Raw genomic sequence first — 12522 nt, forward strand, 5'->3', positions numbered from 1 at the left:
AGTTTTGAAAAGGGAGCAACAGCGCTATCCGCCCAATTGTTCCAAAATGCAAAGATAAGACATAAAACGGATCATCCCGATCTATTTGTTCTTTACAACGACTTTAAAGGATTCCTCGCCAACTTTCAGCATGTAAAGATCGTCGGGCAAATGGCTTACGTCCAGCTTCCCCGCCGACAAAACTGCCGATTCCATTACCACAAATCCTTGCCTGTTTATCAAAGCAAAATTCCTGTTGAGACCTTTCTGGTCGATATGCAAATACCCCTTGGCAGGATTAGGGTAGACCCTCGTCAAGTTGGAAGCAGACTTAACGACGATTATTTTAGAATAATGAGAAGTACCGTCCCAATCGATCTGTTTCAGGCGGTAGTAGGCCGTTCCTTGGGCGCCCATGTCGGTAAAAATGTAATCCTTATTGCTCTTCGAATCTCCCGAGCCAGCTACGAAACCGATTTCCTCGAAAGCGACTGCATTGGTGCTGCGTTCGATGGCAAAGCCCTTATTACCGGTTTCCCAGCTTGTGCGCCACAGCAGCTTGTTCCCCTCCGGCGAAATCATTCCTGTGAAAGAAATTAACTCTACCGGAAATACAACCAAACACCCCGGCGATGACAAAATCGCTTGCGTCGTATTACAGATTGCCGCATTGTCTTGCAGGTTGGCCGCTCCGTTTTCACTTAGCCACATACAAACACTTTTCACGCCGCAATTTTGCAGCGCACCAGAACCCTTGATAGCTATTCCTTTGGAAAATTTCACATTTTCAAGTCCTTCCAGACCAGTCATCACCCACATATTCAGCAAACTGAGCGTACCCAGCTTCTTGACTTTCTCCAATCCTTTAAAATTTTCAACGGACGGAGTATTCAACTCAATTGTGCCGATGCTATCCAGCGAATCGAACCCTTCGAACGAAGTATTGTATGCATACGGAGCAGGATAATTACCTTGCATGAAGATTTTGCCGATCACTTTGACAGCCCCCAAACCCTTGAAATCGTGCAAGGGACTCCTGATATACAACGTATGTCCGATTGTATCGAGGGCTGTCAGTCCTAGAAGGCTTTTAACCCCTCCGTCCGTCACTTGCAGGGTTTCGACCTTTTTTAGAGCACTTAAACCCGTAAGATCTTGCAGTTGCGGATTGTTGCTCAGGGCGATGCGCCCGATGTAGGTAATATGCGAAAGCCCGTTCAGATTTGAGACGTTCGTGCCATGCATGTCTATTCCGTTCAGCTCGGTGCATCCCGGGTAATTGGTTGCCAGATTATCGACATCTGCCTGACTGGTCAGGCTCACACTCGGATACCCACACGGCTGAGCGAATAGTAAACGAGCTGGTAGAAGCACCAATAGTACAAAGAGGAAACGTGTTTTCATCAGTCTCAGGATTTAGGTGACAACACTTTTACTCTAAGTTACAAACTTATCCTAAAACAAGAACTATTTGTAATTTTCACGCAATCACCATCCTGATTACATTCTTAATATTCAATTCAATAATCTCCGTCATCGTCTCGCATTTGTGGTAGTGATCATCGGAATAATGCGCTGCAAGGCTTTCGCGCAGCTGATGAATGTTGTCGGCGGTTGATATCTTGTCCTTGATACACACGTCGCGCAGGTCCCGCAAGCGGTAACGCTCGGCTTTGGCCTGGTACATGATCGACGACTGCTCTTCCTGCTGATATTGCACCACGGTTTTGTCGGTCAGGTGTTCCATCGCAAGTTGCACGTAAGGCAAATTCTCCTTAAAAAACTGGGGCATATATACTTTCAGATTACCCTCGTAAAACTGCTGGTCGAAGTCGATGGCGCGGAGACGGAACTGAAAATCGTCGAAATCCGGAGTAATCTGCATGACGAAGTTGTACGAACGCATATCGCCCAGCAGTGTGATTTTGCAGCGCTCGTTGAACTTCACAAATTCCTTCGCGATCCGGATCGGGTTGTAGTCGGGGTCGCGCATGCGCGTGCGGGCGAACTCGTCACCCGGAATGCCGGCAATATGCTCCTCGATCAGCGTCTCGCCGTCGACGATGTAATTAACCTGATTGGGCGAGAAGATTTCTTCCAGTTCCAATCCATAAATGCGGGAAGAATCGGCCTTTTTGACGTAGAAATAATCATAAATATCGTTCAGCCGGTTCACGATCTTGATGCGGAACGGGTTGGAATTACCGAACTTGCAGTAGTCGATGCGATCGATGTATTTGTGCTCTACAATGCGCAGGTTACCCGAAGCTTTGAGCATTGCATATACCTTTTTCAGCCCGGCATGCAAGCGTTCCAGTTCATACGGCGGGTAGAGCGGGCTTTCCCAAAGTGTATCCTTCCCGTTTTTATCAATCACCGGAAACGATTCGTAAAAATTCAGCAAATCGTGGTAAGCCACCGGCAGCCGGGCATCGCGCTGATAAAAACGCAGGTATTTGCGCAGCTCGGAGCTCACCGGATAAATCGGTTTTTTCTTTAATATTTTAACATCACCCATTTCCATACAAGGAAGTTACGCATATTTGACCGATTAAAACGATTGACTTGCCATTATGAGCCTATACGGATTGGTAATTTGCGGCGGCGAAAGCACGAGAATGGGGACCGATAAAAGTTTGCTGGTGTACTACCAAAAACCTCAGCACGAACACGTTGCCGACCTGCTCGCGCCCCTATGCGAGCGCGTGATCCTCTCCTGCAATGCGGAACAATACAAAACATTCCGTACCGCCTACCCGAAACTGGCCGACCTGCCCAAATATAGCGGAGCCGGCCCTATGAGCGGGTTACTCACCGCATTTGAGTCCTTTCCCGGGAATGACTTCCTCGTGGCAGGATGCGATTATCCCTACCTCACGACCAACGAGCTGGCCAATTTTCTGCATAATACTGATAAGGATTTGCCCGCCGCGGCCTTTTATAATGCAAGCGGATTCTACGAGCCGTTGCTCGGATGGTATTCGCGATCGGCAAGCAATGCTTTATGGAAGGCCTTCGAAAACGGCTCGCGCTCCTTGCAGCGTTTTTTAATAGGGGAGCATGCAGGAAAATACCGGCCATTGTCGGAAAAAACAATGCTAAGCGTGGACACGACGGCTGATTTTCAAGCCATAAAACGGGCACTCGAAGCAGAAAATGACTTTTAAAATGGAGACCAGTTCAATTACCAGCCATAAAATCGTCCGGATAAACGGGCATAACGCCGAAGAGCTCGACGACAAGCTCGCCGTGGAAGAGCCTCTTGAAATACAGATTGCATTTCAGTCGGAAGGGCGAAAAGAGCGCAAAAGCATTTCGGTAACGATGCGAACGCCGGGAAACGATCGCGAGCTCGCCGCCGGGTTTCTGTTCACCGAGGGCATTATCCATTCCAAAAGCCAGATCGACGGTGTCGCGAATTCGCCATTCGATGAAAACAAGGTGGTGGTAACCTTCTCTGCGGATTTCGAGCCGAAACTAGGTTCGCTGGAACGCAACTTCTACACCACTTCCAGCTGCGGTGTTTGCGGCAAGGCGAGCATCGATGCGATCAAAACCAGGTCGGTGTATGCCCATGCACAGGAAGACTGGGTTTTAAAAAAAGAGGTGTTGTACCGACTTGTAGAACAGATTATCGAGCACCAGAATACATTCGAAACTACCGGCGGGCTGCACGCTTCTGCGCTTTTCGACATTTCTGGGCAATTTTTGATGCTGCGCGAGGACGTGGGGAGGCATAATGCACTGGACAAGGTCATTGGTGCGGCATTACTGGCCGGCCAACTGCCACTTGACAAGCATATTCTTCTTCTCAGCGGCCGGGCGAGTTTCGAACTCATTCAAAAGGCAACGATGGCGGGGATAGGGATGGTGGCGGCGATAGGCGCCCCGTCGAGCCTGGCCGTCCAATTGGCGGAAGAGAGCGGCATTACGCTGGTAGGATTTCTGAAAAACGACAAATTTAACATTTATACCGGCCACCACCGGATCCAATAACTATGAAAATCCGCATTCACGGAAATTCCGTACGTTTCAGGCTTTCGAAAACGGAAGTAGGCCAACTTGAAAATGAAGGATACCTGGAAGAAACGACTGATTTCGGTCCGGCGCAGTTGATTTATGCAGTGCAAAAGTGGGCTGGTACTGAGCTGCAAGCGCGGTTTGAGCATAACAAAATCACCCTGGAAGTGCCTGAAACGCTGCTTACCGGCTGGGCTGCGAACAATACCGTCGGGTTTCAGGGAAATATGCCGCTGGGCGATGGCAGTTCGTTATTGATGCTGATTGAAAAAGATTTCAAATGCCTGGACAACGCCACAGAAGACCAGTCCGACAACTACGACAATCCTAAAACCTGCTGAACCATGTCCGACAACCCACTACCGATACCGGGTGCTGAAAATCCCGAAAAACTGACCGGTTTGAAACAAGGTCCGATCAAAAAAGTGGCCGCAGGCATTCCCGCAGTGGTTTCTGCATTGGAAATGACGGTGAGTGAGGCAGGTTTGCAGCGCGGTATGAAGGCATTGTTTAATCTCAACCAAAAAGGTGGCTTCGACTGCCCGAGCTGCGCCTGGCCGGACCCGGACGACGAGCGCTCCGGCATCGCCGAGTATTGCGAGAATGGCGCCAGGGCTGTTGCCGAGGAAGCTACCGCAAAGAAGCTGACCGCGGAGTTCTTCTCGCAGCATTCCGTGCAGGAATTGGGCAAACTTTCGGACTACGAAATAGGCGGCAAAGGGCGCATTGCCGAGCCGATGTTCCTGCCCGCAGGCGGCACGCATTACCAGCCCATCACCTGGAATGCCGCTTTTGAAAAAATAGGAGCAGAACTGAACCGCCTTGCTTCGCCCGACGAAGCCGTATTTTACACCTCGGGCCGCACCAGCAATGAAGCGGCATTCCTCTACCAGCTTTTTGTGCGCGAATACGGCACCAACAACCTGCCCGATTGCAGCAATATGTGCCACGAAAGCAGCGGCACCGCATTGGGCGAGTCGCTGGGCATTGGCAAAGGCTCCGTGACACTGAACGATTTTTACGAGGCCGAGGTGATCATGATCCTCGGACAGAACCCAGGCACCAATCACCCGCGGATGCTCACCGCATTGCAAAAAGCCAAAGCCAATGGCGCGACGATCATCTCCATTAACCCATTACCCGAAACCGGCTTGATGGGGTTCAACAACCCGCAAACAGTGGTGGGTGTGCTGGGATATAAACCAGGATTGACCGATATTTTTCTGCCGGTAAAGATCAATGGCGACATGGCATTGCTGAAAGCCATTGAGGTACTCTTGCTGGAAGCGGAACAAAAAGCTCCCGGCAGCGTTTTTGACCAGCACTTTATCAACCAAAACACACAAGGCTATAACGATTTCCTGCAAGACCTGAAACAGTACGACGCCGCAGAACTCGCCGCACAGGCGGGCGTACCTTATGCGCAGGTGCAGGAGGTTGCGCGCGTGCTCGCAGGAAAAAGCAAGATCATCGCCTGCTGGGCAATGGGGCTGACGCAACATAAGAATGCAGTGGCGACCATTAAGGAAGTCGTGAATTTGCTGTTGCTGAAAGGCAGCATCGGCAAGCCCGGCGCGGGAACGTGCCCCGTGCGCGGGCATAGCAATGTACAGGGCGACCGTACGATGGGTATTTTCGAGCGCCCCGGCGCCAAGCTGCTGGACGCCATCGAGCACAACTTCCATTTCGCGCCGCCGCGGAAACATGGTTATGACGTCGTGGAATGCATTAAAGCCATGCACGCCGGCGAAGCGAAAGTGTTTTTTGCCATGGGCGGCAACTTTCTCTCCGCCACGCCCGATACGCGTTTTACTGCCGAAGCCTTGCAGAAATGCAGACTGACTGTCCATGTATCCACCAAACTGAACCGCAGCCACCTCGTTCACGGGCAGGAGGCACTGATATTACCCTGCCTCGGCCGGAGCGACAAGGACATGCGCAATGGCGAGAACCGCTTTGTGTCGTGCGAAAATTCGATGGGCGTGATCCAGTCGTCGCGCGGTGTGCTTGAACCTGTTTCGAAACACCTTTTGAGCGAGCCGGAAATCGTGTGCAGGCTTGCAAAGGCCACTTTGGGCGAGCGCAGCAAAGTGAGTTGGGATAAGTACGCGGCAGATTACGATCTTATCCGCGCGGACATCGAGCGCACAATCCCCGGTTTTGCGGACTATAATGAGCGGGTAAGGCAACCTGGTGGCTTCTATCTGCCCAATTGCAACCGGTCGGGTGACTTCGACACACCTACCCGCAAGGCACATTTCCACATCGCAGCGCCGGAAAAGCAACATTTGAAAGAAGGCGAACTGATGATGATGACCATTCGCAGCCACGATCAGTTCAATACCACCGTGTACGGCCTGAACGACCGCTACCGGGGCATTTACAACGAACGGCGCGTGATTCTGATGAATGCGAAGGATATGCGGGACCGCAACCTGAAAAACGGCGATCTGGTGGATTTGCACAACGATCATGGCGGCGTAGCGCGCGTGGCTCACAAGTTTGTGGTCGTGGAATACCCTATTCCCGAGCAATGTACAGCCACATACTTCCCCGAAACGAACGTGCTGGTACCCATCACGAGCGTCGCGGAAAAGAGCAATACGCCTACGTCCAAAATGGTAGTTCTAACGGTTACACCGCACCAGGGTTTTTAGGATAACTTAATATTGACCTAACAGACACCCGCCCAAGTTGCCGTAATTTTGCCGCATTGGGGGTAAAATGTGCCGAAAAATGTCTTTTTAAGGAAGTTTAAATTGAATACAATGAAAAAAGGATTTTTAATGCTTGCAATCGGGCTGATGAGCCTGGTGTCGATGGATGGTATGTCTCAAAAGAAAAACAAGGTGATCGCGCACCGCGGCGCCTGGAAAAATACCGGTGCTACCGAAAACTCGATCGGCGCATTGGAACACGCGATCAAACTGGGTTGCTATGGCAGCGAGTTCGATGTGCATATGTCGGCCGACTCGGTTCTGTACGTGCTGCACGACCATTCCATTCAGGGAACCAATATCGAAACGACCAATTCGGCCGAGCTTTCGAAGATCAAACTGGCTAACGGCGAATCGCTTCCGACTTTGGAGGCCTATTTGAAAGCGGGTTCGAAGCAGAAGAAGACGCGTTTGATCCTGGAAATTAAAACTTCCAAAATCAGCAAAGAGCGCTCACTGGCACTGGCTACGAAATGCGTGGATTTGGTGAAGAAAATGAAAGTGGAGAAAATCACCGATTACATCGCATTCGACTGGGATGTGTGCCTGAAAGTGAAGCAACTCGCCCCGAAAGCCCACGTGGAATACCTGAATGGCGACAAAACACCTGACGAAATCCAGGCTGCCGGGCTCGACGGTATCGACTACCATTTCAGCGTTTTGAAGAAACATGATGACTACATTCCCGCAATGCGCCAGAAAAAGCTCACTACCAACGTGTGGACGGTCAATAGTGAAGCGGATTTGAAATACTTCCTCGAAAAGGATGCGGATTACATTACTACCAACGAGCCTGAGTTGCTGCTGAGCCTTTCGAAGTAATTTGGGAATACAGGAAAAAGCGAAACTCCCGATCGGTTGCCGGTCGGGAGTTTCGCTTTTTGTATTGATATAATGCCTTTAAATCCTGAATACCCTAACGAATGCGCGCCATCTGCAACTGCCCGTTCGTCTCCTGCCATGCACGGATCACCTGCGTAAGCTGCTTGTATTCGATCAGGAAGCCGTCGTGGCCGTAAAGCGAATCGATTTCCTGAAATGCAGCATCGGGAATATGCCGGGCCAGAAACTGCTGCTCCGAAAGCGGGAATAATAAATCGGATTTGATACCGAGTACCAGCGTTTTCGCCTTCACGAGCCCGAGCGCATGCACAATGCCCCCTCGGTTGCGGCCCACATTATGCGAGTCCATGATCTTCGACAGCGCCCAGTAGGAGAATGCATTGAAACGTTTCACAAACTTGTCGCCCTGGTATTGCTGGTACGACGACGCCCGGAAATCATCAATCTGGTCCGGATTATCTCGGGCTTGGGTGAAGTTGTAAGTATCGTAATTACGGTACGACAGCAAGGCGATCGACCGGGCCGCACGCATGCCCATAGCGCCGGCTTCCGGGCTATCTTCGGCATAGGTAGGGTCCGCCTGGATCGCCATCCGCTGCGATTCGTTGAACGCGATACCCCACGGCGAATGCAATGCATTGGAAGCGATCAGGATCAGCTCTTCGAACAGATCCGGTTTTTCAACCGCCCATTCCAATGCCTGCTGCCCACCCAGGGATCCGCCAATGCAGATTTTGATTTTGCTGATAGCGAGCTCCTGCCGTAAAAGATCCAGCGTTCCTACCACATCCCGCACGGTAAGGGTCGGAAAGGTGTGGTAGTAGGGTTGGTTTGTCCTGGGATTCACAGAAAGCGGCCCCGTCGACCCGTATGCTGAACCGAGCACGTTCACACAGATGATGAAATGCTGGTCCGAATTAAAATATTTACCATCTCCTACCAGGCCATCCCACCAGTCGTGGGCGTTGGAGCTACCGGTGAGCGCATGGCAAATCCAGACGATATTGGTGTCGTTGGCGTTCCTTTTTCCGTAGGTAGTGTATGCGAGTTCAAATCCTGGCAGTTCGCCCCCCATTTCGAGCGCGTAAGGATAGGGGTATTTAAATGTCTTCTGGTCCGCTTGCATAAGAGCCACAGCACGTGGTTAAATTCAACACATGGTTAAGTTGACAGCCGAAACACAAATTTTCGGTTGTAGCTGCGAGACTAAAGCCAATCGGCTTACGGAAATTTCTAACTGTAAGAGCACACGAATTGATTTTATATCTCCTAATAAACTTAGGTGGGAATTAGCACCTTTCTCCGTAGCGGTAGCAGGTTGCCAGAGGTTCATAGAGCCCATTCTCTCGCCTCTTCTTTATAAATCAACCGCCGCATAAGGGAAGCAATTGATTGATGGTGCAATATTAAGCCCGGATGCCTGAAAATACAAGCAAATGCAAAAATTCTGTCCTTCCGCGAGAACCGCTCGTGCCGCGGCAGCTTATCTTTGCCCGTCAACCATTTTTAGTAGAATGAGAATCTTTTTTCACAGTCTGCTGCTCGTTTTCGGCGCTGCGCAGGCATTTGGACAATCCGTTTCACCCTCACCGGAGAACATCCGCAAACACATTTCGTACCTGGCTTCCGATAAGATGAAAGGCCGCGGCACGGGAAGCAAGGAGAATGAGAAAGCCGCGAAGTATGTGGCGAAACAATTCAAAAAGTACCACCTTTTACCCAAAGGAACCGAAGGCTATTACCAGCCTTTTACAGCCAAAATCAGGCGCGTGGTAGTGCCCGACAGCATCCGTGAGGCAAGGAATGTAATAGGTTTTCTCGACAACGGGGCGCTATATACCATCGTCATCGGCGCTCATTTCGACCACCTTGGACTGGGCCGCCAGGGAAGCTCCAAGGCCGAAAAGCCCGAAGGACAGATCCACAACGGGGCCGATGATAATGCATCGGGCGTAGCCGGATTGCTCGAACTGGCGCGGTATTTTTCGGGAAATGACAAAAAGGAACCTTATAACTTCCTTTTTATCGCTTTCGGGGCGGAAGAACTGGGGCTCGTAGGCTCCCGGTACTTTGTGAACAACCCGACATTGCCATTGGCCGATATCAACTTCATGTCGAATATGGATATGATCGGACGATACGACGCGAAACGGGGCGTCGGCATTGGCGGCTACGGTACCAGCGCCGAATGGCCTGCGGTTTTCAAGGACGTAAAGAGCGATACGAAGTTTTTTACGGATAATGCGGGAAGCGGCGGTTCGGACCACGGTTCGTTTTATGCCAAGCAAATTCCCGTACTGTTTTTCCATACCGGCGGCCACGACGATTACCACAAGCCGACCGACGATGCGGAGAAGATCGATGCCAATGCCGAGGCGGGGATTCTGGGTATTCAAATTAAACTCATCGAGAATGCGATGTTATTACCAAAACTCAAATTTACAGAAGTCAAATAAGTCATTAACCATGCGGGTGAACCCCTAAAATCAGTTTGTTTTGTACGGTTTTGTTGCTCCATCATTCACTTACGGCCAGGCTCACATCTCTCCCGAAGAGTTGTACGGAACGCTATTTCGTGACGTGCAATGCAGCCACATTTTCTCCGATTCCAAAACGTTCGCCGATGCAATCCCTCTGGAAGACCCGGTACTGATTATCGAGCGGTACCACCAGGAAAAAGACCAGCCGGACTTTGACATGGAAACATTCGTCCGGACGCATTTCAGGATGCCGGCTCAGATTGCCTCGGAGTTTATTTCCGACAAGAATGAGTCGGTTTCCGAGCATGCCGGCAAGCTCTGGTCGGTACTCACCCGCCAGCCCGAAAACCAGGAACGGGGCGGGTCGCTCATTCCCCTGCCCCACCCTTATGTGGTGCCGGGCGGGCGTTTCCGGGAAATATATTATTGGGACAGCTACTTTACAATGCTGGGACTCAAAGAGTCGGGGCGCGTGGAGTTGATCAGAAACATGCTCAACAACTTCGCCTATCTGATTGACACCCTCGGATTCATACCGACCGCCAATCGGACCTATTATCTTAGCCGCTCGCAGCCGCCGTTCTTTTCGCTGATGGTAAGGTTGTTCAGTGAAATGGAGGGCAAAAAGGTGTTGAAAAAATACCTGCCGCAACTTCAAAAAGAATACGATTACTGGATGGATGGCTGCCTGGAGCCGTGTGAGCCATTCACAGCTCACCGGCGCCTCGTATACCTTCCCGACGGCGCCCTGCTGAACCGCTATTGGGACGACAAGGCTACCCCGCGCCCGGAGTCGTACAGCGAGGACACCGAGCTCGCACGGGAGGCCAACGAAAAGTACGGAACTACTCCCGAAGACCTCTACCGCCACCTGCGGGCGGCCGCGGAATCGGGCTGGGATTTCAGTAGCCGGTGGTTTGCCGATGAAACCGATTTTGCTTCTATCCACACGACCGACATCCTGCCGCTGGACCTGAACTGCCTGCTTTACCACCTGGAAAAAACCATTGCGGAAGCGTACCTGCTCTCTGATAACCGGCGTATGCATTTGCTTTATGAAGAAAAGGCACGGCGGCGGAATATCGCCATTCAGACCTATTTCTGGGATGAGTCCAGGAATTATTACATGGATTATGATTTCCAGAAAAGGGATTTCACCAAAGCAATCACCATTGCAGGTGCTTTTCCCTTGTTTTTTAAGCTCGCGCCTAAGCCGCACTCGCATTATGTGCGTGCGTACATCAGGCTCAATTTCCTCAAATCGGGCGGACTGCTTACGACCATGGTACGCACCGGGCAGCAATGGGACGCCCCCAACGGCTGGGCTCCACTGCAATGGATCGTTTACAAAGGACTGCGTAATTACAATTTCCACAGGACGGCCAATGAGCTCAGCGACGAATGGCTGGGACTGATCGAGAAGGAGTTCAGGCATTCGGGAAAGATGCTCGAAAAGTATAATGTATCGGACACCAATCTGATCGCCGGAGGCGGCGAGTACGAAATCCAGGAAGGATTCGGCTGGACGAACGGAGTCTACCTCCGGATGAAAAACCGCAAGCACTAGTCTGGTTTCGACGAAATGCGCTTTGATTTCTTATCTATTTCCAATAAATTATATTAAAAATTGGCAGGAAAATCTTCCCATAGCGGATATTTTTAATACCTTGCTGTTATCAAGCCCATTTGACTTCATGAAACTTCCCATATACCAAATCGATGCTTTTACTGATAAGTTGTTTGGTGGAAACCCTGCCGCAGTAGTTCCTTTGGAGCAGTGGCTGCCGGAAGAAACGATGCTCGCCATCGCTGCCGAAAACAACCTCGCCGAAACCGCATTCTACGTCCCGACGGAAAACGGCTTCCATATCCGGTGGTTTACGCCTACGGTAGAAGTAGATCTCTGCGGACATGCGACGCTCGCCGCAGCGTATGTGATTTTCAATATTCAGAATTACGAAGGGCAATCCATCAGCTTTGATTCGCGGAGCGGCGTGCTCACCGTCGATTGCAAGGAGGATTGGCTCACATTGAACTTCCCCGTGGACCAATACCACATTGCCGTACCGCCTCCCGGGCTTGTAGAAAGCCTGAAAAACACGACGCTGCTGGAAGTTTACAAAGGCAAAACCGACTATCTGGTCGTGCTCGAATCGGAAGAAGTGGTGAGGGACCTTGATTTTGACATCATTATCCTGTCTACCATTCCGGCGCGCGGTGTGATCGTGACGGCCGCAGGTAACGAGGTAGATTTCGTCTCCCGTTTCTTCGCACCGCAATCGGGCATTGACGAGGATCCGGTAACAGGCTCTGCGCACACGACTTTGATACCTTACTGGGCCGACAAGCTTTCCAAAACACAACTGAATGCACGCCAGCTCTCGCACCGCGGTGGTTTTCTGAAATGCGAATTGCAGGGCGACCGGGTTTACATCGGCGGCCAGGCGAAGTTGTATCTCAAAGGCGAAATCCTGGTAGATTAG

11 protein-coding genes and 1 riboswitch are annotated in these 12522 nt (G+C 51.0%); of the genes, 8 read left to right on the forward strand and 3 right to left on the reverse strand.

Annotated elements, in window-relative coordinates:
• Window positions 1-81: 81 nt before the first annotated feature.
• Both J2Y43_RS22290 and J2Y43_RS22295 read right to left on the reverse strand, forming a co-directional pair.
• Window positions 82-1383, reverse strand: a complete 1302-nt coding sequence (locus J2Y43_RS22290) for a T9SS type A sorting domain-containing protein (protein ID WP_309987198.1) — start codon at window positions 1381-1383, stop codon at window positions 82-84.
• Between the two features lie 76 nt (window positions 1384-1459).
• Window positions 1460-2503 (reverse strand): hypothetical protein, encoded by a 1044-nt coding sequence (locus J2Y43_RS22295; RefSeq protein WP_309987195.1) that lies wholly within the window; start codon window positions 2501-2503, stop codon window positions 1460-1462.
• Window positions 2504-2552: 49 nt separating this feature from the next.
• On the opposite strand from J2Y43_RS22295, the gene J2Y43_RS22300 reads away from it, so the two are divergent.
• From J2Y43_RS22300 to J2Y43_RS22320, 5 genes are all read left to right on the forward strand, one after another.
• Entirely contained in the window at window positions 2553-3146 is a 594-nt protein-coding gene (locus J2Y43_RS22300; protein ID WP_309987192.1) for a molybdenum cofactor guanylyltransferase, read from the forward strand.
• 1 nt (window position 3147) lies between these two features.
• Complete coding sequence (gene fdhD / locus J2Y43_RS22305; RefSeq protein WP_309987190.1) at window positions 3148-3975, forward strand: formate dehydrogenase accessory sulfurtransferase FdhD; 828 nt, start codon at window positions 3148-3150, stop codon at window positions 3973-3975.
• Window positions 3976-3977: 2 nt separating this feature from the next.
• Complete coding sequence (locus J2Y43_RS22310) at window positions 3978-4340, forward strand: DUF7009 family protein (RefSeq protein WP_309987187.1); 363 nt, start codon at window positions 3978-3980, stop codon at window positions 4338-4340.
• A 3-nt stretch (window positions 4341-4343) separates the two neighbouring features.
• Window positions 4344-6656 carry an FdhF/YdeP family oxidoreductase gene (locus J2Y43_RS22315; protein ID WP_309987184.1) on the forward strand — a complete coding sequence of 771 codons (2313 nt, stop codon included), beginning with the start codon at window positions 4344-4346 and terminating at the stop codon, window positions 6654-6656.
• A gap of 111 nt (window positions 6657-6767) precedes the next feature.
• Window positions 6768-7538 carry a glycerophosphodiester phosphodiesterase family protein gene (locus J2Y43_RS22320; protein ID WP_309987182.1) on the forward strand — a complete coding sequence of 257 codons (771 nt, stop codon included), beginning with the start codon at window positions 6768-6770 and terminating at the stop codon, window positions 7536-7538.
• A gap of 94 nt (window positions 7539-7632) precedes the next feature.
• Here J2Y43_RS22320 and metX read toward each other — a convergent pair whose 3' ends face one another.
• Complete coding sequence (gene metX, locus J2Y43_RS22325) at window positions 7633-8685, reverse strand: homoserine O-acetyltransferase (protein WP_223404049.1); 1053 nt, start codon at window positions 8683-8685, stop codon at window positions 7633-7635.
• A 131-nt stretch (window positions 8686-8816) separates the two neighbouring features.
• A riboswitch (SAM riboswitch) is annotated at window positions 8817-8925 on the reverse strand.
• 148 nt (window positions 8926-9073) lie between these two features.
• On the opposite strand from metX, the gene J2Y43_RS22330 reads away from it, so the two are divergent.
• From J2Y43_RS22330 to J2Y43_RS22340, 3 genes are all read left to right on the forward strand, one after another.
• Window positions 9074-10015: a M20/M25/M40 family metallo-hydrolase gene (locus J2Y43_RS22330; protein WP_309987180.1), complete on the forward strand. Its 942-nt coding sequence runs from the start codon at window positions 9074-9076 to the stop codon at window positions 10013-10015.
• A gap of 40 nt (window positions 10016-10055) precedes the next feature.
• Window positions 10056-11606, forward strand: a complete 1551-nt coding sequence (treA, locus tag J2Y43_RS22335) for an alpha,alpha-trehalase TreA (protein WP_309987176.1) — start codon at window positions 10056-10058, stop codon at window positions 11604-11606.
• Between the two features lie 127 nt (window positions 11607-11733).
• The gene (locus J2Y43_RS22340) at window positions 11734-12522 is read left to right on the forward strand and encodes a PhzF family phenazine biosynthesis protein (protein WP_309987173.1); all 789 of its coding nucleotides are present in this window, start codon (window positions 11734-11736) and stop codon (window positions 12520-12522) included.

Origin of the sequence: Dyadobacter sp. BE31 (assembly GCF_031457695.1) — a bacterium.
Lineage (GTDB): Bacteria > Bacteroidota > Bacteroidia > Cytophagales > Spirosomataceae > Dyadobacter.